17 protein-coding genes are annotated in these 21,977 nt (G+C 64.1%); 10 read left to right on the forward strand and 7 right to left on the reverse strand.

Annotated features, from left to right (window positions below; all coding sequences use genetic code 11):
- Nucleotides 1–43: 43 nt before the first annotated feature.
- Nucleotides 44–565 (reverse strand): phosphoribosyltransferase, encoded by a 522-nt coding sequence (locus AARI_RS06265; protein ID WP_013348491.1) that lies wholly within the window; start codon nucleotides 563–565, stop codon nucleotides 44–46.
- A gap of 294 nt (nucleotides 566–859) precedes the next feature.
- Between AARI_RS06265 and AARI_RS06270 the strand changes: the two genes are divergently transcribed.
- Both AARI_RS06270 and AARI_RS19195 read left to right on the forward strand, forming a co-directional pair.
- Nucleotides 860–2,374, forward strand: a complete 1,515-nt coding sequence (locus AARI_RS06270; RefSeq protein WP_013348492.1) for a DUF5129 domain-containing protein — start codon at nucleotides 860–862, stop codon at nucleotides 2,372–2,374.
- Between the two features lie 47 nt (nucleotides 2,375–2,421).
- Nucleotides 2,422–3,054 carry a 4'-phosphopantetheinyl transferase family protein gene (locus AARI_RS19195; RefSeq protein ID WP_269446613.1) on the forward strand — a complete coding sequence of 211 codons (633 nt, stop codon included), beginning with the start codon at nucleotides 2,422–2,424 and terminating at the stop codon, nucleotides 3,052–3,054.
- A 23-nt stretch (nucleotides 3,055–3,077) separates the two neighbouring features.
- On the opposite strand, the gene ppk2 is transcribed toward AARI_RS19195, so the two are convergent.
- The 5 genes from ppk2 to AARI_RS06300 all read right to left on the reverse strand — a co-directional run bounded on the left by ppk2 (nucleotide 3,078) and on the right by AARI_RS06300 (nucleotide 11,413).
- A complete protein-coding gene (gene ppk2 / locus AARI_RS06280) occupies nucleotides 3,078–3,974 on the reverse strand; it encodes a polyphosphate kinase 2 (protein WP_013348494.1) in 897 nt (298 codons plus the stop codon).
- Between the two features lie 132 nt (nucleotides 3,975–4,106).
- Nucleotides 4,107–5,408 carry a M1 family metallopeptidase gene (locus AARI_RS06285; protein ID WP_013348495.1) on the reverse strand — a complete coding sequence of 434 codons (1,302 nt, stop codon included), beginning with the start codon at nucleotides 5,406–5,408 and terminating at the stop codon, nucleotides 4,107–4,109.
- 13 nt (nucleotides 5,409–5,421) lie between these two features.
- On the reverse strand, nucleotides 5,422–9,357 hold the full coding sequence (locus AARI_RS06290) for a Pls/PosA family non-ribosomal peptide synthetase (RefSeq protein ID WP_013348496.1): 3,936 nt from the start codon (nucleotides 9,355–9,357) through the stop codon (nucleotides 5,422–5,424).
- A 164-nt stretch (nucleotides 9,358–9,521) separates the two neighbouring features.
- The gene (locus tag AARI_RS06295; protein WP_013348497.1) at nucleotides 9,522–10,442 is read right to left on the reverse strand and encodes an amidohydrolase family protein; all 921 of its coding nucleotides are present in this window, start codon (nucleotides 10,440–10,442) and stop codon (nucleotides 9,522–9,524) included.
- A gap of 2 nt (nucleotides 10,443–10,444) precedes the next feature.
- Nucleotides 10,445–11,413 (reverse strand): quinone oxidoreductase family protein, encoded by a 969-nt coding sequence (locus tag AARI_RS06300; protein WP_013348498.1) that lies wholly within the window; start codon nucleotides 11,411–11,413, stop codon nucleotides 10,445–10,447.
- 183 nt (nucleotides 11,414–11,596) lie between these two features.
- Here AARI_RS06300 and argC point away from each other — a divergent pair, with 183 nt between their 5' ends.
- From argC to AARI_RS06335, 7 genes are all read left to right on the forward strand, one after another.
- Nucleotides 11,597–12,628 (forward strand): N-acetyl-gamma-glutamyl-phosphate reductase, encoded by a 1,032-nt coding sequence (gene argC / locus AARI_RS06305; protein ID WP_013348499.1) that lies wholly within the window; start codon nucleotides 11,597–11,599, stop codon nucleotides 12,626–12,628.
- Nucleotides 12,625–13,839 carry a bifunctional glutamate N-acetyltransferase/amino-acid acetyltransferase ArgJ gene (gene argJ / locus AARI_RS06310; RefSeq protein ID WP_013348500.1) on the forward strand — a complete coding sequence of 405 codons (1,215 nt, stop codon included), beginning with the start codon at nucleotides 12,625–12,627 and terminating at the stop codon, nucleotides 13,837–13,839. Before argC ends, argJ begins: the two co-directional genes overlap by 4 nt.
- A 21-nt stretch (nucleotides 13,840–13,860) precedes the next feature.
- The gene (gene argB, locus AARI_RS06315) at nucleotides 13,861–14,814 is read left to right on the forward strand and encodes an acetylglutamate kinase (protein WP_013348501.1); all 954 of its coding nucleotides are present in this window, start codon (nucleotides 13,861–13,863) and stop codon (nucleotides 14,812–14,814) included.
- Nucleotides 14,814–16,079 (forward strand): acetylornithine transaminase, encoded by a 1,266-nt coding sequence (locus AARI_RS06320; protein WP_013348502.1) that lies wholly within the window; start codon nucleotides 14,814–14,816, stop codon nucleotides 16,077–16,079. The genes argB and AARI_RS06320 overlap by 1 nt, the downstream gene beginning before the upstream one ends.
- A 50-nt stretch (nucleotides 16,080–16,129) precedes the next feature.
- A complete protein-coding gene (argF, locus tag AARI_RS06325; RefSeq protein ID WP_013348503.1) occupies nucleotides 16,130–17,089 on the forward strand; it encodes an ornithine carbamoyltransferase in 960 nt (319 codons plus the stop codon).
- A 1-nt stretch (nucleotide 17,090) separates the two neighbouring features.
- Nucleotides 17,091–17,594, forward strand: a complete 504-nt coding sequence (locus AARI_RS06330; protein WP_013348504.1) for an arginine repressor — start codon at nucleotides 17,091–17,093, stop codon at nucleotides 17,592–17,594.
- 96 nt (nucleotides 17,595–17,690) lie between these two features.
- Nucleotides 17,691–19,589: an HNH endonuclease signature motif containing protein gene (locus AARI_RS06335; protein WP_013348505.1), complete on the forward strand. Its 1,899-nt coding sequence runs from the start codon at nucleotides 17,691–17,693 to the stop codon at nucleotides 19,587–19,589.
- Nucleotides 19,590–19,713: 124 nt separating this feature from the next.
- On the opposite strand, the gene AARI_RS06340 is transcribed toward AARI_RS06335, so the two are convergent.
- A complete protein-coding gene (locus tag AARI_RS06340) occupies nucleotides 19,714–20,280 on the reverse strand; it encodes a macro domain-containing protein (protein WP_013348506.1) in 567 nt (188 codons plus the stop codon).
- 254 nt (nucleotides 20,281–20,534) lie between these two features.
- Here AARI_RS06340 and argH point away from each other — a divergent pair, with 254 nt between their 5' ends.
- On the forward strand, nucleotides 20,535–21,950 hold the full coding sequence (argH, locus tag AARI_RS06345) for an argininosuccinate lyase (protein WP_013348507.1): 1,416 nt from the start codon (nucleotides 20,535–20,537) through the stop codon (nucleotides 21,948–21,950).
- The last annotated feature ends 27 nt before the right edge of the window (nucleotides 21,951–21,977 follow it).

Raw genomic sequence — 21,977 nt, forward strand, 5'->3', positions numbered from 1 at the left:
GGAACGATGAAAAGTCATCGTTCCCCGCTGATAGTGAAAATCTTTACTTGGCTGCGCTGGCGGTAACTGGTGGCAGATCCGACCATGGGAAGGTGATCCATTTGTCGGTACGGCGCCATTCGTAATCCGGAACCATGATGGTGCGTGGCTTGGTGTACAAGCACACGGTCTTGACCTCGGCGCCCCAAGCGGAGACCAAGTCGACAACCTTTTCCAGGGTGCGGCCGGAGTCGGAGACGTCGTCAACGATCAGGATCTTCTTGTCGCGCAGGTGGCCATCGTCCAGCATTGGAGGAAGGACCACTGGCTCAGGCAAGACAGTGCCGATGCCGGTGTAGAACTCGACGTTCAGCGCACCGCAGGCCTTGACGCCCAGAGCGTAGGAAATCGATCCGGCTAGCAGCAAGCCGCCTCGTGCAACTGCCAGAACGATATCTGGCTCGAAGCCATCGTCGACAATGGTCTGCGCGAGCTCACGGGAAGCTTCACCGAAGGTGTCCCAGGTGAGGATCTCGCGCTCTGGCTCTGAAAGGACGGATACCCCGGAATCGTCAATGCTAGTCATTCTGCAATTTTAGCCCCGAATTTGGCGCGGTGTTGCACGGTTGAAACCAATCGTGCACTTTTTCCTCCCATGCCCGGAGGGTTCCCATCCGTTGATCAGGCAATAATAGGCAGGCCATGCACTTGCTTGAGGAATCCATCACTTTTCGGAAAATCCGGCTGGTTGCAGTGTCCTTGTGCCCTTGGTGCGCCAAAAACCGTCTTAAGGATGACCAATGCCGAAGCCCGACTAGCTAGGATAGGAGAAAGGCTATCAGTCGGAGATAATCCGTTTGTCCAATGAAGGAGAGGCATCGTGAGCCTGCGAACCTGGAGCATTCGAATCGCCAGCACTGCCACGGTACTTGCCATCGGTGTGGCCAGTGCGATCCCTGCCGCGCAGGCAGGCAATTCAATACAGCTCGCTGCCGGACAGAACCTGGAATCGGTCACCATCGAGGACTCCACTGGCATGCTCAATGAGCAGCGGCTGCGTGAAGCACTGGAGGAACTCGACTTCAATGAGCCCACGGACGTAGCCGTCTACGCCCGCAACGGCGAGTATTCCGATGACATCAATACCAAGACCTTGGAATTCGCCAAGTCGTCGCATCCGGAATGGATATCTGCCAAGCCGGAAGACTACGGGGACTATTGGGCCGATGGGCTGTTCATCATCACGCTGTCCATTGAAGGCCGCGGGGATGGGCAGATCGGCACGTATTTCGGTGAAGACCGCAAAGTCTCCGAGAGTGCAATGGAGAGTATCCATGAGGCTGGCTATGATGACTTCAACCTTTCGCGGTGGACCGACGGCGTGATTGCCGTAGCAGACCAGGCGGCCGTGATCATGAATCGACCCTGGTACGAGCATCCGGCGTTGTGGATCGCCGGCGGAAGCGCCGGAGTGGTCGGTGCCATCGTTGGCGGCGCCGTGATGCACACCCGGTCAAAACGACGGGAAACTTTTGCCGAAGAACTGCGCCAGGGCGGATTGCATCTGACCAACGTCACCATGGACCTGGATGAAACTGAACTAGCGGCCAGGACGCTGCCGGCCACCTCGCAGCACGCGATCGAATTGGAACAGCGCTTCGCCAAGTTCATGACCAAATACCGTGCCTGTTTCGAAGCGCAGCAAGCACTGGAAAGTTCGGGCAAGAAGGAGCGCTCCGGCTATGAAGGGGTTCGATTTGCCAAAGAATTCAAAGAATCAGCGCAGTCCTTGGACCTGACCGATGACGCCATCATTGCCGCGTCGGCGCTGTATACCCGCTCAGCTTCTTGGAAAGATGCTTGGCACGCGCAGACCAAGCCGCTGGAAGATGACCTGGCTGAGATTAGGGAGCTGCTCCAGGACGTTGAACCGGAGTTAATGGGCAGCGCTGCTGCGTTGGCTTCCTATCGGGAAGTGGCAACAGAGCAGCTGAGAGAACTGTCGGTGCAGCTGGAGGAAGAGTCGATCACCGTGGACCAAGCGCTCGACTCATTATCGGCACTGCGTGCCGAATTGACCGAGAAGCTGGATATCTTCGCCCAGGCGCAAATCGAAGTGTATGCCGAAAGTGCAGAAGAAAAAGCCGATATGCAATCGGAACTGAAGAAGTCCCGTTACGAATCCAGAGCCAACCAGAATTCTGTCGGCACCATCCTGGATGTCTTGAATCCATCTTCGATGTACTGGCGCGTGGGCAGCTACCACCACGGATATACCGCAGGGGTCAGTGCAGTGACCGCGTCGCGTGAAGCAGCGAGCTCATCTGGCGGAATATCCAGCGGCTATTCTGGAGGTGGAAGCTTCTCCGGGGCTGGTGGATCTTCCCGTTTCTAACGAAAGGCAACGTCATCTTCCCAGAGCTCTTGCCATCTGCCGTGCACGTGGTTCAAACCCGCACCGAACTTGACGGCGGGCCACGTTATTGGCAAGAAGAGCGCTATATCCTAGGAGCGGCGCCGCAGCGGCAACAAGAGTTCCGTACTGTCCGTGTCTGCGCTCGCCGTGCGTTGGCATCATTGGGTTTTGCAGACTTTGCCTTGGTTCCCGATGGCAAACGGGCCCCTATTTGGCCAGAAGGTGTTCTGGGTAGCATGACCCATTGCGCTGGCTTCAGGGCCGCCGCGGTTGCTTCAAGCGCCGACCTTCGCTCGATTGGCATCGATGCTGAACTGCACATGCCCCTGCCTGAAGAAATCCATGGGATCGTGCTGCTTCCCGAGGAACAGCAACTGGTCCAGGACCTGGCTGCGTCCCATCCGGGCATTGCGTGGGATCGGCTGATTTTCAGCGCCAAGGAAAGTGTCTTTAAAGCCTGGTTCCCGCTGACCCGGCAATGGCTGGATTTCTTGGAATGCAGGATTTCCATCGACATCCCCACGCAGCGTTTCCAGGCAAGCATCCGCGACGAGCATGCATTGGCTGCAAAACGTGGCCTTTCGGTGATGGATGGCGGCTGGAAAGCAGAAGGCCCCAGCGGCCAGGGGCTGCTGGGGACCTGCATCACCGTTCCCTAATCGAGATTCATCACCAGTGGCGCTTAGAATTCCTCGCCGTGGGTAATCACGTTGGCTGCACGGCCGACGATCCTCGGATCGGGTGATCCCACCAGTTCGTGGTCCTTGCCCTTGTAATCGAAAAGATTCAGGACGTGGCGCATCGCTTGCAACCGGGCGCGCTTCTTGTCATTTGATTTCACCACGGTCCACGGGGCATGCTCCGTGTCGGTCTTGAGGAACATTTCCTTTTTGGCTTCGGTGTACTTGTCCCATTTATCCAGGGACTCAAGATCCATGGGGGAGAGCTTCCACTGGCGCACCGGATCGATACGGCGAATCGTGAAACGGGTCAATTGCTCGCTGGCGGAAACCGAGAACCAGAACTTAATTAGATCGATCCCCTCATCGACGACCATCTTCTCAAAGGCCGGCGTCTGGTCAAGGAAATGCGCTACCTGCTCTTGGGTGCAAAATCCCATGGCCCGTTCGACCCCGGCACGGTTGTACCAAGACCGGTCGAAGAGCACGATCTCGCCCGCCGAAGGGAAATGCTGCACGTAGCGCTGGTAGTACCACTGCGTCGACTCGCGTTCGCTGGGCTTCTCCAAGGCTACTACCCGGGCTCCGCGCGGATTCAGGTGCTCGGTGAAACGCTTGATCGTGCCGCCTTTGCCGGCGGCGTCACGGCCTTCGAAGACGATCATAATGCGGCGGCCGTTCGCCTTGGCCCACTTCTGCAGTTTCAGCAGCTCGATCTGCAACGCCCGCTTCTGGAGCTCATAGGTGGCCCGGTCGAGCTTCTCAGCGTAGGGGTAGTTCTCCCGCCAGGTATCCACGATGCTTCCATCGGCGCGGACCAGCACCGGGTCGTCATCGTCGTTGTCCAGGACGGAGTAGCCGAGGAAGGATTCATCGAGCAGCGGGGTCTCTACAGTCATGCACTGACCGTAGAATTATCCGGTGAACGGCACATGAACAACAGCTGAACATGGCGCGGACTCAGGGCTATTTGTGACCAAGAGCAACAAAGCACCCGAGCTGCGCCGGCCACGGAACAGGCCGTGCAAAGATCAGCCGGGGAACGGCGGAAGGTCTTCGGAGAACAGCCAAGCGTCCAAGATCGGCTGGACTCGGCTTTCCGGGGCGTAGCGGCAGAGCAATTCGGCGAACATCGGTGTGCTGACCGTTGAATGCTTATGCGTTGCCGTCCATTCGCGAAGCATCACATAGAACTGCGCTTCACCGAGCTGCACCATCAGCGCATATAGTGCCAGTGCACCGCGCTTGTACACCCGGTCATCGAACATGTCCGCGGGTCCCGGGTCGCCAACCACAATGTCTTGCGGCAGGTCCTTGAGCATTTGCCACGCGGTGCGGGCGCGTTCGGCCAGCGGCATCACGCCAGCTTCCTGGGAGTAGACCCATTCGCTGAAGCAGGCGAAGCCCTCGTTGAGCCAGATATCTTTCCAGCGTCCAGGAGTCAGCGAATTGCCGAACCACTGATGCGCGAGCTCGTGCGCGATCAAGCGCTGCGCCTCCCACTGGAGGGACAGGTGGTTCTTGCCGAAGATGCTCAGCCCCTGGGCTTCGAGCGGGATCTCCAGCTCGTCATCGACCACAACAATCTTGTAGCTCTCAAACGGGTAGGGCCCGAACTTCCGCTCAAACAGCTGCGCCATGGCGGCCTGTTTCGCGAACGCGCCACGCACCGGCAGATCGCTGCCCGGCACGGCATAGGCCAGCAAATGCCCGCCCTGGTCGAAGGGGATCTCCTGGTAGCGGCCGATCTGCAAGGTCGCCAGGTAGCTGGCCATCGGTTCGCGCTGCTCGTAGACCCAGGTCTCGCGGCTGGCTGAACGTCGATGATCCACCAGCTGGCCATTAGCCACCACCCGATAGCCGGCATCCGTGGAGATTTCGAAACGGTAGGTGGACTTGTGGCTCGGGTGGTCATTGCACGGGTACCAGGTGGAAGCGCCCACCGGTTGGCCCGACACCAAGATGCCGTCGGTGAGCTCCTCCCAGCCAAGCTCGCCCCACAGCCCGTCTTCAGCTTGCGGGCTGCCTGCATAGCGCAGGTTCAGCTCCACACGCTCACCGGCTGGCACCGGAGTGGGCAGGGAGACGACCATGCGGTGGTGCTTCTTGGACACCTGCACCTTGCGTCCTTGGCAGGTGGCCTTGATGATCTTCAAGCCGCTGAGGTTCAGCGCCACTTCGTGGAGATCCTCCAGCGCGCGGATACGCAGCGTGGCCCGGCCATCGAGCAGATTGCTGGCCAACTTGATCACCAGCGCCAGGTCATAGTGCTCCACCGTGTACTTCGGGGACCCGTGGTGCTTGGTGTACTCGTCGAGTATGGTGTGGGGCATTGGTGGGGATTCCTCAGGCTTGTTGGTCAACTGGCAGTTCGGATTCGGGCTCTTCTTCGATGTTCCAGCGTACCGCCGGATTGCCCCGCCAGTAGGTATTGGCTGGCAGCACCTCGCCGCGCAGCACCAGGCTGGCAGGTCCGGTGGTGGTGCCTTCCGAGATCCGCGCAGCGGGAAGGATCACGCTGTGCGGGCCCAGGGTTGCGCCAGCACCGAGGGTGACCGCATCGATGGACATGATGCGGTCGTGGAACAGGTGGGTCTGCAAAACGCAGCCGCGGTTCACCGTGGCATGGTCTTCCAAAGTCACCAGATCCGCTTCCGGGAACCAGTAGCTCTCGCACCAAACGCCGTGCCCGATCCGCGCGCCCTGGGCACGCAGGAACCAGACCAGAGCCGGGGTGCCCGAGGCCAAGCGGGCGAACCACTGCGCGCACACCAGCTCGGTGAAGGAATCCACCATTTCGGTGCGCCAGATGAACGAGCTCCACAGCGCGTGCTCGCCAGGGCGGATCACTCCGATCACCAGCCACTTGGCGGCCACCGCCACCAGCGCGGCGATCGCACCGGCAGCCACCAGCACCGCGCCGGAGAGCAGGATCGCAGCCAATGGGCTGAAGTAGGTGGTCAGCGCGGACAGCGTCCAGAGCACGCCGCCGGCAATGCCCACCGTGGTGAACACGGCCAACGCGCGGGTCAGCTCCCACCCGGCGCGCAGCATCTTGAGCTTGAGGGTAGGGCGATAGGTCAGATCCGATTCGCCTTCCACCGTGGTGCGGCGCAGCATGTGCGGAGGCGAGCCGATCCACGAGGTGCCGGCCTTCATCTTTTTGGGGGTCGCCGAGAGCACCGCGATCAGCGAGCGCTTGGGTACCCGGCGTCCGGCATGCAGGATCCCGGAGTTACCCAAGAACGCCTTCTTGCCCACGCGGACCGGGGCGATGTGCATCCAGCCGCCGCCCAGCTCATAGGAGGCGACCATGGTGTCGTCAGCCAGGAATGCGCCGGAGGAAATAGTGGTCATCTTCGGGATCAGCAGCACCGTGGAGATCTCCACATCTCGGCCCACCTTGGCGCCCAGCAGGCGCAGCCAGATCGGGGTGAACAGCGAAGCATAGAGCGGGAAGAGCAGATCGCGGGCGGTATCCAGCACGCGTTCGGTAGCCCACGCCTGCCAGCCCACCCGGGAAGTCACCGGATGCCAGCCTTCGACCAGTCCAATGGACAGCAACCGGACTACCGCGATGGTCAGCACCATGGTGGAAAGGAACCATACGGTGGCACCCAGCAGCACGGCGGGGATGAAACGCCAGCCGATGCCGGTCAGCGATTGCGCGGTGCCAAGCACCGGAGCGATGGCCAGCAAGGCCGCGATCACCGGGATCCACTGCGCGAGGTTCAACGCGATGGAACCCACGGCGCCCAGGAACCGGGGCAGCAGCTTGTGCTCGGGTTCGTGCTCCGGCCATTTCGGCTTCGCCCGGCCTTCGCGCTGGGCGGGGGAGCCGGCATAGCGCGAATGGCTGCGCGCCTGGCCGTAGAGAGCTGAACCGGCCTCTACGATGGTGCGCTCGCCGATGACCGCACCGGGAGCCAGGGTGCTGCGTGCGCCGACCGAGGCGTGCGCCCCGACTTCGATGGCGCCCACATGCAGCTTGTCGCCGTCGATCCAGTAGCCCGAAATGTCGACCTCGGGTTCAATGGTGGCACCGGGGCCGACGGTGAGCAGACCGGTGACCGGTGGCAGGGTGTGCAAGGTGGCGGTGGCATCGATTCTCGCTCCGAGCATCCGCGCATACCAAGGCAGCAGGGGAGCGGAGGCCAGCGAGATGGGATCCACCACGTCGGCGATGTGCTGGGCCAGCCACAACCGCAGGTGCAGCGATCCGGAACGCGGGTAGGTGCCCGGTTGCAGCCCGCGCAGCAGCAGCTTGTTGGCCGCGATGGATAGCGACATGCGTCCCAGCGGGGTGACGAACAGCAGCCACAATCCGCCCAGCACGTACCAAGGGGCTGGCAGCGGTGCGTCGAAGACGCCCAATGCCACCATGAACAGGTGCCCGAACATCAGATAGGTGAACCAGCGCAACCCGGAGAGGACGAACAGCGGAACGGCCAGCAGGCTCTGGACCCATTGGGTTCCGCGCTGGGTGCGCACCACGGTGCGCGGCTGCGCCGGGGCGGCGGACTGCTGCTGTCCGCCCAGGTATTCGACCAGGGCGCCGAAGCGCGGGTAGTCGTAGAGTTCGGCGACGGTCAGATCCGGGTAGCGGGCACGCAGTGCGGAGACCAGCTGCGCGGCGGCCAGTGATCCGCCGCCGGAAGCGAAGAAGTCCGCATCCCATCCGGCGGCCGTGGCGCCGAGCGCGCCCTTCCAGCAATCGGCGATGAACTGGCCGGTGCCATCGAGCTGGGGCAGATCGGAGGCGTCGGCATCCTGCGCGGCGCCGGGCAGCGGCCACGGCAGTGCGTTGCGGTCCACCTTGCCGCTGGTCTTCATCGGCAACCTGTCCATCACCGCCAGGATCGGCACCATCGGGGCCGGCAGGTCCGCCAGCAGCGCGGTGCGCGCGGCAGCCAGGTCGTAGCCGGGGTCGGCCTGCAGGTAGCCGACCAGGATCTTGTTTCCGGTGGCGGTTTCGCGCACCGCCACCGCGGCAGCGGACACCTCGGGCAGCGAGTTCAGCGCCGCATCGATTTCACCCAGTTCGATGCGCCGTCCGCCGATTTTCACCTGGTCATCCACGCGGCCCACGAAGATCAGGCCCAAGTGATCGTTGATGACCATATCGCCCGAGCGGTAGGCGCGTTCCCAGCCCAGGGTGGGCATCGGCGCGTACTTCTCGGCGTCCTTTTCCGGATCCAGGTAGCGGGCCAGGCCCACGCCGCCGATGATCAGCTCCCCGGATTCCCCCTCGGCCACCGGGATCCCGTCGGGGTCCACCACGGCCAAATCCCAGCCATCCAGCGGCAATCCGATGCGCACCGGCACGCTGCCGTCCATGGTGGCGCCGCAGGCGACCACGGTTGCCTCGGTCGGACCGTAGGTGTTCCAGACTTCACGGCCTTCGGTGGCCAGGCGCCGGGCCAGTTCTGGCGGGCAGGCTTCGCCGCCGAAGATCAGCAGGCGTACCGAATCCAGGGCCTGGGCCGGCCACAGCGCAGCCAGGGTGGGCACAGTGGAGACCGCGGTGATGGAGCGCGAGATCAGCCAGGGTCCCAGGTCCATGCCGCTGCGCACCAAGGCGCGCGGGGCCGGGACCAGGCAGGAGCCATTGCGCCAGGCGATCCACATTTCCTCGCAGGAGGCGTCGAAGGCTACCGAGAGTCCGGCCAGCACGCGGTCGGAGGTGTTCAGCGGGTTTCCGGGAAGGAACATCTTTGCTTCGGCGTCCACGAAGGCGGCTGCCGAACGATGGGTGACCGCCACGCCCTTGGGCTTGCCGGTGGATCCGGAGGTGAAGATGATCCACGCGTCGTCTTGCAGCGAAGGCATGCGCGGGTTGGCGAAGGGCTTGGGGCGCTGCGCATCGGCAACGATGGTGTCCCGGCCCTTGATGATGCCGGCGACCTGGGCTTCGGTGAATACGGTCTTGGCGCGTTCATCGGGGTCATCGGCATCCACCGGTACGTAGGCGGCGCCCACCCACATGATCGCCAGGATCCATTCGTACAGGTGCCGGGTGCCTGATTCGACGCGCAGGCCGATCCGGTCGCCGGCGCCCAGTCCCTGTTCATGCAGGCGGAGTGCTTTGGCCTTGACCTCTTCGATCAGCTCGGCGTAGCTTTCGATGCGTTCGCCGTCGTCGATGGCCGGCGCGTCGGGGTGTGCCAGCGCGGTGGCCTGCACGATGTCCATCAGGGTGCGTGCATTTGGTGCCCGGTCTCCGGCGGGGAACTGCGGCTGGTGGATCGGTGCATCCGGGGTAGGAGTCTGTTCGGTATCCATGCTGTTCGGATCCGTCCCTTCACTAAAGAGCGTGCCGGGATGCTGGGGGAGTGCATCCTTGACGTGAAGTGGATCCTGGAGGGGTAGGAGCTCAAGGCTCCTGCAACCATTAAAGCGTGTCGCCTGCCGTTGCGGTCAAAATTATGGTTGAAGTGTCATGTATCTCACCGGTTGCGCACCGCCTGCAGCAATTTGAGCGGGGTGTCGTGCAGGACCTCGCGCATCCACTGCCCGCCCAGGCCCCATGCCGCCAAGGCCTGGATCTGGTGGCTGTAGGAGTAGGGAATATTAGGGAAGTCGGAGCCGAGCACGATCTTGTGCCCCAGCCCGGCCACGACCTGCGGATAGTCCGCTGGCAGCGGGGCGATGCGGTTCATGAATCCGGTGCCCACCATGGTGGTATCCAGATACACATTCGGGTGCTCGGCGGCCAGCTGCGCGAAATCGAGGTAGTCGGGCAATCCGGCATGGGCGATCACCAGCACCAGCGAAGGGTGCCGGGCAATCAACTCCCGGATCGGTTCGATCCCGGTGAATTCACCGCGATGCGGCCCGTTGCCGCAATGGATCACCACCGGCGTGCGGGCTTCGGCGAGCAGCTCCCACGCCTGATCCAGCTGCGGATCCAGCGGGGTAAACCCGCCCACCTGCACATGCACCTTGAAAATTTCCACCCCGTCGGCGATCGCTTCGCGCACCAATTGCGTGACCCCGGGTTCCGGGTAGAAGGTGCCCGAACGAATCGCCTCGGGATGCCCGGCGGCAAAATCCCGCGAATAGGCATTGAGCCAGGCCGCCATTGAAGGGCGGTGTGCATAGTTCAGCGTGCCGTAGGCGATCACGCCCAGCTCGCGCAGCGTCGCCACGCGCTGCGCTTCGCCCAGCCGGTAGTTGATCGGCCAGGGCGTACCGCTGCGTTCGCCCGCGGAATCGAAGAACGCCCAGACCTTGTCCAGCACGTTCTGCGGCATGAAGTGCACATGCAGGTCGATCAGCCCGGGAATGCCCAGCGCCTGCAGATAGGCCGGCAGGGCCGCATCATCTGAAGGGCCGGTGCCGGCATGCCCGCTCAACAGGTCAGCCATGATCAAGGAACCAGGATGACCTTGCCGGTGGTGGCCCGCGATTCCAGTGCGGCGTGCGCCTTGGCGGCCTCGGCCAGCTCGAACTGCGCGCCGATGCGCACATCGATGTCCCCGGCGGCCACCCAGCCGAAGATATCGCCGAAGCGCCAGTGCATCTCTTCTTCGGTCGCCAAGAAGTCATCGAGCTTCGGACGGGTCACGCTCAGCGACCCGCCGGCGTTCAGCCGCTGCAGGTTGAAATCCGGGACCTGGCCGCTGGCTCCGCCAAAGAGCACCAGGGTGCCGCGGCGGCGCAGGGCGGCCAGCGAGGTTTCGAAGGTGTCCTTGCCGATGCCGTCGTACACCGCATGCACGCCGGCCCCGCCGGTGACCTGCTCGACGGTGGCGGCGACCTGGTCGTAGTCCACCACGTAGTCGGCGCCGGCAGCCTTGGCCAGGTCCTTCTTCTGCTGGGTGGAGGCGGTGGTGATTACCGTGGCGCCCTTGAGCTTGAGCAGCTGGGTGAGGATCAGCCCCACCCCGCCGGCGCCGGCGTAGGTCAGCACGACATCTCCGGAGTGCACCATGTAGCTCGAATGCACCAGGTAGTGCGCGGTCATGCCCTGCAGTGGCAGGGCAGCGGCAATGCGCAGGTCCACTGCATTCGGGACCTTGCCCGCACGCTTGGCCTCAACCAGCGCATACTGTGCGTAGCCGGCGGTGCCCGAGGCAGTGGCCACCCGGTCGCCGATCTTGTAGTTCTGCACCCCGTCGCCGATCTGCTCCACTACGCCGGAGAATTCGCTGCCCGGGGTGAAAGGGTAATCCACCTTGTAGACGCCGCTGCGCTGGTAGGTCTCGATGAAGTTCACTCCGGTGGCGGCGACCTTCACCAGCAACTGGCCGGGTCCCGGGGCGGGAACGGGCACCTGGCCCAGTTCCAATCCGTTGGCATCTGCTGGTTCATTAACCACAATGGCTTGCTGCTGCATGGCGCGGTACTCCTGGCGTGCGTGCGGGGGATCCGGGGGAACGGTTCCCGGGTTGGTCTCTACGGCAAGTGTAGGACTTTGCGTTGTTGCGCGGGCCCACCTGGGCTGGATGTCGGGTTACGTGACAAATAATTTTATGAATATTTATTAGCGCGCGTGAATATTTCGCGGTAGAATCTGGTCATGACGATTTCAGTAGCTGTTTCCGGCGCCAGCGGATACGCCGGTGGCGAGGTGCTGCGCATCCTCGCGGCCCACCCCGAAGTAGAGATTGGCGCGATCACCGCCCATTCGCAGGCCGGGCAGCGACTCGGCTCGATCGCACCGCACCTACATGCGCTCGCCGATCGCGTACTGGTGGACACCACCGTGGAAAACCTCGCCGGGCACGACGTCGTGTTCCTGGCCCTGCCGCACGGAGCCTCGGCCGCCGTGGCCGCAGCCCTTCCCGAATCCACCCTGGTCATCGACGCCGGTGCGGACCACCGCCTGGAATCAGCCGTTGCATGGAAGAAATTCTATGGCTCCGAGCATGCCGGCTTCTGGCCCTATGGCCTGCCTGAACTTCCCGGGCAGCGCGAAAAGCTGGTCGGCACCAAGCGCGTTGCGGTTCCCGGCTGCTACCCGACCGGCGCGCAGCTGGCCCTGGCCCCGGGCTTTGGAGCAGGACTGCTGGAGTCCGACGACGTAGTGATCGTCTCGGCCTCGGGCACCTCGGGCGCGGGCAAGTCGCTGAAGCCCAACCTGCTGGGCAGTGAAGTCATGGGCTCGATGAGCACCTACGGCGTGGGCGGCTCCCACCGCCACATCCCGGAAATGGAGCAGGGCTTCTCCAAGCTGGCCGGCGAACCGGTCACCGTCTCCTTCACCCCGACTCTGGCCCCGATGCCGCGCGGCATCCTGACCACCGCCACCGCCAAGGTCAAGGCAGGAGTCACCGAAGCGATGCTGCGCGAGGCCTGGACCGAGGCCTACGCCGGCGAGCTGTTCGTACACTTGCTGCCCGAAGGCCAGTGGCCCACCACCGGAGCGGTGCAGGCCTCCAACCATGTCCAGCTGCAGCTGGCCTTCGACACCCACGCCAACCGCGTGATCGTCACCGCCGCACTGGATAACCTCACCAAGGGCACCGCAGGTGCCGCCGTCCAGTCGATGAACATCGCCCTGGGCCTGGAAGAAAACACCGGATTGCTCATGCAAGGAGTTGCACCGTGAGTCTTGCCCACACCAACACCCACCCATCGGCCGCCGCCACCGGCGTCACCGCCCCGGCAGGCTTCAGCGCTGCCGGCGTGCCAGCGGGCCTGAAGTCCACCGGCAAGAACGACGTGGTCGTGGTCAAGAACCACGGACCGGAATTCACCGCCGCCGGTGTCTTCACCTCCAACCGCGTGGCCGCCGCTCCGGTGCACTGGTCCAAGCAGGTGCTCGCCGATGGCCGCATCGACGCCGTAGTGCTCAACTCCGGGGGAGCCAACGCCTGCACCGGCGCCGAAGGCTTCGCCAACACCCACAAGACCGCCGAATACGTGGCGCAGCTGCTCGAAGTGTCCGCAGGTGACGTGGCCGTGGCCTCCACCGGCCTGATCGGCGAACAGCTGCCCATGGACAAGCTGCTTCCCGGCGTGAAGGCCGCTGCCGATACGCTGGCCGACGACCAGAACGCTTCGGACCAGGCTGCCGCCGGCATCATGACCACCGACACCGTGCCCAAGCTGGTCTCGCGCATCGTCGGCGAGTCCGGCTCCGGCCAGGTCATCATCGGCGGCATGGCCAAGGGCGCGGGAATGCTCGCCCCGGCACTGGCCACCATGCTGGTAGTGCTCACCACCGACGCGGTGCTCACCAGTCAACAGGCCGATGACGCACTGCGCGCGGCCACCGCGATGAGCTTCGACCGCGCGGACTCCGATGGCTGCATGTCCACCAACGACACCGTGCTGCTGCTGGCCTCCGGCGCCTCGGGAGCCGCCCCGGTGATGGAAGAATTCACCGCCGCGCTGACCGATGCCTGCTGCGAGCTGGCCGCGAAGCTGATCGAGGACGCCGAGGGCGCCGATCACACCATCGCGATCCGCACCTACAACGCCGCCACCGAAGCCGACGCCCTGGAAGTCTCCAAGGCCGTCTCGCGCTCCAACCTGGTCAAGACCGCGGTCTTCGGCAAGGACCCGAACTGGGGCCGAGTGCTCTCCGAGGTCGGCACCACCAAAGCCGCTTTCGAACCCGATGAGCTGAACGTGTCGATCAACGGCGTCATGGTCTGCAAGAACGGCGGGGTCGGCGAAGACCGCAACCTGGTCAACCTCGATGAGCGCAACGTATCCATCGAGATCGATTTGAACGCGGGCACCGAGCAAGCCACCGTGCTGACCAACGATTTGACCCACGACTACGTCCACGAGAACTCCGCCTACTCTTCCTAGGCAGAAACAAGGAACACTCCCATGGCCCAAACCATTCGCACCAACCTGGATATCGCCCAGTCCAAGGCCGAAGCGCTCATCGAGGCGCTGCCCTGGATCCAGCGCTTCGCCGGGACCACGATGGTCATCAAGTACGGTGGCAACGCAATGGTCAATGACCAGCTGCGCCGCGCCTTCGCCGAAGACATCGTGTTCCTGCGCCACGCCGGGGTCAACCCGGTCGTAGTGCACGGCGGCGGCCCGCAGATCAACAAGATGCTCGACACCTTGGGGATCGAATCAGAATTCCGCGGCGGGCTGCGCGTGACCACCCCCGAGGCCATGGACGTGGTGCGGATGGTGCTCACCGGCCAGGTGCAGCGCGATCTGGTGGGCCTGATCAACTCGCACGGCCCCTACTCGGTGGGCATGTCCGGCGAGGACGGCGCCACCTTGCAGGCAGTGCGCACCGGTACCATCGTCGACGGGCTGCCGGTGGACCTGGGACTGGTTGGCGAAGTCACCACCGTGCGCACCGACCAGGTGGATTCGCTGGTGGATGCCGGGATGATCCCGGTCATCTCCACCGTCGCCCCGGAATTCGACGAGCACGGCGAACCGACCGGTGCGGTGCTCAACGTCAACGCGGACACCGCCGCCGCGGCCCTGGCCAGCGCGCTGGGCGCCACCAAGCTGGTGATCCTCACCGACGTGGAGGGCCTGTACGCGGCCTGGCCGGACAAGTCCTCGCTGATCAGCTCGATCACCAACGACGAGCTGCGGCAGATGCTGCCATCGCTGGAATCGGGCATGATCCCGAAAATGGGTGCGTGCCTCAAGGCCGTGGACGAAGGAGTGGGCCAGGCCCACATCGTCGATGGCCGCGCCCCGCACTCGATGCTGCTGGAAATCTTCACCACCGCCGGCGTGGGCACCCAGGTGCTGCCCGCCGGAAAACCGAACTGCGCTGCGAACACCGCAAAGAAGGATGCATAGTGAGCCAGAACGCCGCTGAAACCACCGCCGCACAGCTGGCCGCCAACCCGGCCCCGGAAGTCACCGAACTGACCGGGCTCTCCTCTAAGGCGCTGTCGGAACGCTACTCCAAGTCGCTGCTGGGTGTCTTCGGCACCCCGCAGCGCGTGCTGGTGCGCGGGGCCGGCTGCCACGTCTGGGACGCGGATGGCAACCAGTACCTGGATCTGCTCGGCGGCATCGCGGTGAACACCCTGGGCCACGGGCACCCGCTGCTCACTTCTGTGATCACCAGCCAGCTGGCCACCTTGGGGCACGTGTCGAACTTCTTCACCAGCCCCAGCCAGATCGCACTGGCCGAAAAGCTGCTGGAAATCTCCGCCGCACCGGCTGGCTCCAAGGTCTTCTTCGCCAACTCCGGCACCGAAGCCAATGAGGCGGCGCTCAAGCTCACCCGCCGCAACGCCGGCACCGAAGCTGCCCCGCGCACCAAGGTGATCGCCCTGGAACACTCCTTCCACGGCCGCACCCTGGGCGCACTGTCGCTGACCTACAAGGAAAAGTACCGCGCACCCTTCGCCCCGCTGCCTGAGAATGTCAGCTGGATCCCGGCCGGGGACATCGAGGCGCTGCGTGCTGCGGTAGACGAGACCGTGTCCGCAGTCTTCATCGAGCCAATCCAGGGCGAAGCCGGCGTGCTGGAACTGAGCACCGAATACCTGCAGGCCGCCCGCGAGATCACCCGCGACTCCGGCGCCCTGCTGGTCTTCGACGAGGTGCAGACCGGGATGGGCCGCACCGGCCAATTCTTCGCCTCGGCACCGGTGATCCCGGATGTCATGACCCTGGCCAAGGGCCTGGGCGGCGGCTTCCCGATCGGCGCGATGATCGTCTTCGGCCAGGAAAACACTGCCTGGCTGACCCCGGGCGAGCATGGCACCACCTTCGGCGGGAACCCGGTGGCCTGCGCCGCCGGCCTGGCGGTCATCCACACCATCGAGAAGGAAAACCTGCTGGCCCATGTGCGCGCCACCGGTGACTGGCTGCGCGAGCAGCTGGCCGGCATCCAGGGCATCGGCGCGGTACGCGGCGCCGGGCTGCTCACCGCCTTCGAACTGAAAAGCGCCAACGCCCCGAAGCTGGTCACCGCCGCACTGGATGCCGGATTCATCGTGAACGCCACCGACGAGAAGACCATCCGCCTGGCCCCGCCGCTGGTGATCACCACCGAGCAGCTGGCCACCCTGGTCACCGCCCTCCCGCAGCTGATCAGCGCCGCCAGCTAGCGGCCCCGAGAACTTTCGCGACACCCCTGCGACCCCTAAGGATTAACAACATGAGCGCAACCCGCCACTTCTTGACCGATCTTGAATTCACCCCCGACGAGCAGTCCAAGGTCCTGGACCTGGCTGCCAAGATGAAGGCCGACAAGTACGGCTTCAAGCCCTACGCCGGCCCGCAGTCCGTCGCGGTCTTCTTCGACAAGACCTCCACGCGCACCCGCGTCTCCTTCCACGCCGGCATCTCCGAGCTGGGCGGCTCCCCGCTGATCATCAACTCGCTGGACTCGCAGCTGGGCCACAAGGAGTCCATCTCCGACTCGGCCAAGGTCCTTGCGCGCATGGTCTCCACCATCGTGTGGCGCACCTTTGCGCAGTCGGGCCTGGAAGAAATGGCCGCGAATTCGGCGGTGCCGGTGATCAATGCGCTGAGCGACGACTACCACCCCTGCCAGCTGATCGCCGACCTGCTCACCGTGCGCGAGCACAAGGGCAAAACGCAGGGCCTGACCATGGCCTACCTGGGCGACGCGGCGAATAACATGGCCAACTCCTACCTGCTGGCTGGAGTCACCGCCGGCATGCACGTGCGCATCGCCGGCCCCGAAGGCTACCTGCCGGACGCCGCAATCATCGCCGCCGCAGAAATCCGCGCCGAAACCACCGGCGCGTCGATCATGATCACCACCGATGCCGCCGCCGCACTGGCCGATGCCGACGTCGTGGTCACCGACACCTGGGTGTCCATGGGCCAGGAAGACGAGAAGGAAGCACGCCTGAAGCTGTTCACCGACTACTCGGTGACCGCCGAAGCGATGAAGCTGGCCAAGGACGACGCGATCGTGCTGCACTGCCTGCCTGCCTACCGCGGCTACGAAATCGACGCCGAGGTGATCGACGGCCCGCAATCAGTAGTGTTCGACGAAGCCGAAAACCGCGTGCACGCGCAGAAGGCCGTGATGACCTGGCTGATGGTCGCCTCCGGCCTTGCCGAAGACCCACGAGTGGAGCTCTAGCATGTCCTCCCAACCCAGCACGAAAACCGCCCGCCAGGCCCGCATCCGAGCCTTCCTGGGCAACAACTCGGTCAAATCCCAGGCCGAACTGCTCGGGCTGCTCAAGGACGACGGGCTGGAAGTCACCCAGGCCACGCTCTCGCGCGACCTGGTGGAAATCGGGGCGGTGCGCATCCGCGACAATTCCGGGCAGCTGATCTACGCGGTGCGCCAGGAAGGCGGGGACCGTTCCCCGAAGACCGCCATCACCCAGGAAGTGCTCGACGCGCGCCTGGCCAAGATCTGCGCCGAGCAGCTGGTCACCGCCGAAGCCTCCGGGAACATCGTGGTGCTGCGCACCCCGCCAGGGGCCGCCAACCTGCTGGCCCTGGCCATCGACCACTCGCAGATGCCCTCGATCCTGGGCTGCATCGCCGGGGATGACACCATCATGGTGACCACCCGTGCGGTGGACGGCGGCGCGGATGTTGCCGCCCGCTTCCTGCAGCTGGCCGAACCGCGCTAGCCGCCCCGGCCTGCAGCAATCGAAACCGCTACGCACTTATCCACAGTGCGTGGCGGTTTCGCCGTCTCCACGCACGATCAGCCCCATTCTCGATGCATGGAACAAGCACACAGCGCCCGCATCCAGCCAGCTAGCCTGGTGGACCTTGGCACAGCGCTGGCCACCGTGGCACAGCAGCTTTGCTCAGGCACCGCACTGAGCGCGCAACAGCTGCTGCGCGCTGAAAGAACCTGCCTGGACTTGTTCGCAACCTTGGGCGCCCAGGCCGCACAGAGCACCGATCCCCGTCTGGCCCTGGCTCACGCAATCTTCGCCCAAGCCTTCAGCCAGCGGGCCACTGCCGCGAATATCGCGGCCGCCAGCCTCGTGGAAACCACCGCGGCCCACGCTCTGGATCTTCAAGAATTCGAGAACCTGCACGCAGGCACCACTGATTTCAGCGCCCCTCCGTGTTTTGCCCCGGGCCGCACCGTCTACCGCGACGCACCCACCGTGCTGGCCGCGTTGCTGGATTTGAACTATTTCGAGGCCGACCGCCGGATCAAGGACGCCCATCTGCTCTACGCCCGCAAGGACATCTCCGGCGCGGCCTGCGCTCCCCGGTTCACCAAGCTGGCCCAATGCTTCGCCGGCTCACCGCTCCAATCCCCGCACGATGCCCCGGCAACCGCCGCAGCCTCCACCGCACCTGGCGGCTGGGCCCTGCCGGATCTGCACCAGCTGCCCGATCCACGCGAAGTGCTCAAAACTGCCCGCGCGCTGGATAAATTCGAGCCCGAAGACGCCACCTTCGACGGGCTGCCCAGCTACGCCACCGCCAAAGCCGCCGACGGCAGCTTGCTCGAAGACCAGGCCGCGGCGCACCTGCGCGACGAGAAGATCAGCATCCGCCAGAAACGCATCAATGGATTGATCAAGGACTACAAGGACGCGCATCAGCAGACCAAGACTCCCAAGCTGGGGCTGTTCCGCGGCAAAGTAGTCAACGGCGTGCATGAATACATCATCCGGGTCCGCGAACTTGATGCAGAACTCTGGGAATCGCTGATTGCCCAGGCCGATAACAAGCGCACCCAGGCCGGAGCAGCCGCACGCAAGGCCGCAGGCTTGGACACCGGTACCGGCACCGGCAGCCAGGAGCAGGAGTCTGCGGAAGATCAGCCGCACCCCGAAAATTTCGACGGCGATGACAATTGCGCCGGCGACGAAGCAGCCAGCAACCACGCATCCGAGGAAGACTCATCGCACGAGGAATCACCCGATGAAGAGCAGCCCGGCGAACAAGCCGAAGGGGAGCAACAAATGCTCACCGACGAGCTGTGGAGCAGTGGCCAACCGCCACCGCCGTGGGCCGGTGCCCAGTCCCAAGATTCGCAGAACGCGGATCCGCCGGATCTGAAGCTGCTGGCCCCGCCCGTCCTGGGGACGCCGGATACCTGCACGGTGCCCGAACGGCGGCTCAACGCGCTGAACGCCATCTTGCGGAATATCGGTCCCGGGAGCAGCAGCAAACGCATCACCCCGGAAATCGTGGTGCACGCGCGATACGAAGACCTCCAGGATCTGGGATCGCTCACCGGAATTACTGCCCACGGGATCAAGCTCTCCGCGCCGCAGCTGCGCACCATGCTCTGCGAAGCCAAAGTGCTCAGCCCGATCTACAACGCCGACGGGGTCATCATGGATATCGGCCGCGACTCCAGGCTCTTCCCGCGCTGGATGAAATTGGCCGCCCGCGACCGCGACGGCGGCTGCCTGGTCCCGGGCTGCACCATGGATCCGGCCCTGGTCGAATTCCACCACTTCGAACCGTGGGCCAAGGGAGGCCGAACCAGGCTCCAGGACTGTTGTCCGTTGTGCTCGCTGCACCACACCATGGTCCATGCCGGCTACCTCAAGTTGGTCAAGATCAAGGGACTGCCCTATGTCATCTTGCCCAAGCACTTGGATCCGCAGCAGTTGCCTCGGCGCAATACCTACTTCGCCCGCGCCTAGCCGGCGCCATCCCTCGAGCTGGAACCAAACCAGCCTGCCCAACCAACAGGACCCAAGCATCACTGCCGCGCCCTCCACTAGGAGAGCGCGGCAGTTGTGCGGTGCTTGGAGGCAGGCTGCGTGATCAGGCGGCGATGTCCTCCACGGCATCCAAGGAGAAGGCCCGCTCGAAGGCGGCCTGCACCTCATCGGTATGCGCGACCAGAATGATCTTGTGGATCGGCGAAATATGCTTGTTCGTCTCGACCCACCGGCTGATCGCTACGTGGGCGATATCGGCAACCTGCTCGGGATCCCAGCCGAATGCTCCGGCACCGATGGCCGGGAACGCGACCGAGTGCGCCTCATGGCGTGCGGCTACGTACAACGAGTTCACGAAGCAGTCGTCCAGGATCTTCGGGTTCGGCTTGACCGGGTTCGCAGTGGCCAATGCCAGATTCGGTGCAGCCGTATGGACGACCCACTTGGCGTGCAGGTTTCCGGCCTTGGTAGCCACGGCTATGCCGGAAGGGATTCCATCGGGGTAGCGGTTGGCCCGGATTTCTCGACAGGCAGCCAGCAGAGAAGGGCCAGCGGCGGTGTGGATGGCCCCATCGACGCCACCGCCGCCGAGTAGCGAAGGATTGGCGGCATTGACAATGGCATCAACATGCAGGGTGGTGATGTCACCCCGGTACAACTGGATTTCCATTTGGGACCTCCGAAGAACGTTCCGTATCGGCTCTGTAGTTCACACCATACGCCGGGGCGCACCGGACCGGAAGAGGGAAAACTTAAGGTTTGCTGCGTGTTCGGTCAGCTGGCTTGCCGGTGGGTGCCGGCGGCCCAGCCAAGGTCTGTAATGCATGAATCGGCGCAAGTTTGCATAATTATGAGGTTCATTGCATAAAGCTTTGCTAGAGTAGGGATCAGCTTAAGTTTTTCTCCGGCAGAAAGGAACGGGCCATGGCCTCGTCAACAAATGAAGGATCGCTCTGGGGCGGTCGCTTCTCCGGCGGCCCAGCGGATGCAATGGCAGCGCTGAGCAAGTCCACCCACTTCGACTGGCGCCTGGCCAGCTACGACATTGCCGGTTCCCGCGCCCACGCCAAGGTCCTGAACCGTGCCGGTCTGCTCACCGATGCCGAACTGGCTGACATGATCACCGCGCTGGACCAGCTCGAAGCCGACGTCATTTCCGAAGCCTACGTCGCAGCTGAAACCGACGAAGACGTCCACGGCTCGCTGGAACGAGGCCTGCTGGAACGCGCCGGCATCGCACTGGGTGGCAAGCTGCGCGCCGGCCGTTCGCGCAACGACCAGATCGCCACCCTGGGCCGCATGTTCTTGCGCGATCACGCCCGGATCATCGCCCGTGGCATCATCGACACCCTTGACGCCATGGTCGAACAGGTCAAGGCTCACCCATACGCACCGATGCCGGGCCGCACCCACCTGCAGCACGCCCAGCCGATCCTGCTCTCGCACCTGCTGCTGGCCTACTCCTGGCCGTTGCTGCGCGACGTGCAGCGCCTGGTCGACTGGGACAAGCGCGCCGCGGTGTCCCCATACGGTTCCGGCGCACTGGCCGGCCAGACACTGGGCCTGGACCCGAACTTCGTCGCCGCTGAACTGGGCTTCGACTCGGCCGTGCACAACTCGATCGACGGCACCGCCGCCCGCGACGTCTTCGCCGAGTTCTCCTGGATCGCCGCGATGATCGGCGTGGACCTCTCTCGCGTCTCGGAAGAAGTCATACTCTGGGCCACCAAGGAGTTCAGCTTTGTGAAGCTGCACGATTCTTTCTCCACCGGCTCCTCGATCATGCCGCAGAAGAAGAACCCGGACATCGCCGAGCTGGCCCGTGGCAAGGCAGGACGCCTGATCGGCGACTTGACCGGCCTGCTGGCCACCCTCAAGGCACTGCCGCTGGCCTACAATCGCGACCTGCAGGAAGACAAGGAACCGGTCTTCGATGCCGCGGACACCTTGGAAATGCTGCTCCCAGCAATGGCCGGCATGATGGGTACCTTGACCTTCAACACCGAGCGCATGGCCGAACTGGCGCCACAGGGCTTCGCCTTGGCCACGGACATCGCCGAATGGCTGGTCCGCCAGGGAGTGCCCTTCCGTGACGCCCACGAGCTGTCCGGCGCTGCCGTGCAGCTGGCTGAATCGCGCGGCGTGGAGCTGTGGGATCTGACCGACGAAGAATACGCCGGCATCTCCGAGCACCTGACCCCTCAGGTTCGCGAAGTGCTCTCCACCGAGGGCTCGCTGAACGCCCGCAACGGCCAGGGTGGTACCGCTCCGAGTGCCGTGGCGGCACAGCTGGTCGAGTTCGAGCGCCAGCTGGCGCAGATCAAGGACTGGGCCAAGTAGCACCAGTTAGTTTCACAGGGTCACCGG

Origin of the sequence: Glutamicibacter arilaitensis Re117, from assembly GCF_000197735.1 — a bacterium.
GTDB lineage: Bacteria > Actinomycetota > Actinomycetes > Actinomycetales > Micrococcaceae > Glutamicibacter > Glutamicibacter arilaitensis.

Coding starts and splice junctions, on each gene's coding strand:
- argH (WP_013348507.1), top strand. CDS start 20,535: ATGGCCTCGTCAACAAATGAAGGATCGCTCTGGGGCGGTCGCTTCTCC.
- AARI_RS06285 (WP_013348495.1), bottom strand. CDS start 5,408: ATGCCCCACACCATACTCGACGAGTACACCAAGCACCACGGGTCCCCG.
- argC (WP_013348499.1), top strand. CDS start 11,597: ATGACGATTTCAGTAGCTGTTTCCGGCGCCAGCGGATACGCCGGTGGC.
- AARI_RS06300 (WP_013348498.1), bottom strand. CDS start 11,413: ATGCAGCAGCAAGCCATTGTGGTTAATGAACCAGCAGATGCCAACGGA.
- argF (WP_013348503.1), top strand. CDS start 16,130: ATGAGCGCAACCCGCCACTTCTTGACCGATCTTGAATTCACCCCCGAC.
- AARI_RS06330 (WP_013348504.1), top strand. CDS start 17,091: ATGTCCTCCCAACCCAGCACGAAAACCGCCCGCCAGGCCCGCATCCGA.
- AARI_RS06295 (WP_013348497.1), bottom strand. CDS start 10,442: ATGGCTGACCTGTTGAGCGGGCATGCCGGCACCGGCCCTTCAGATGAT.
- AARI_RS06340 (WP_013348506.1), bottom strand. CDS start 20,280: ATGGAAATCCAGTTGTACCGGGGTGACATCACCACCCTGCATGTTGAT.
- argB (WP_013348501.1), top strand. CDS start 13,861: ATGGCCCAAACCATTCGCACCAACCTGGATATCGCCCAGTCCAAGGCC.
- AARI_RS06265 (WP_013348491.1), bottom strand. CDS start 565: ATGACTAGCATTGACGATTCCGGGGTATCCGTCCTTTCAGAGCCAGAG.
- AARI_RS06290 (WP_013348496.1), bottom strand. CDS start 9,357: ATGGATACCGAACAGACTCCTACCCCGGATGCACCGATCCACCAGCCG.
- AARI_RS06335 (WP_013348505.1), top strand. CDS start 17,691: ATGGAACAAGCACACAGCGCCCGCATCCAGCCAGCTAGCCTGGTGGAC.
- ppk2 (WP_013348494.1), bottom strand. CDS start 3,974: ATGACTGTAGAGACCCCGCTGCTCGATGAATCCTTCCTCGGCTACTCC.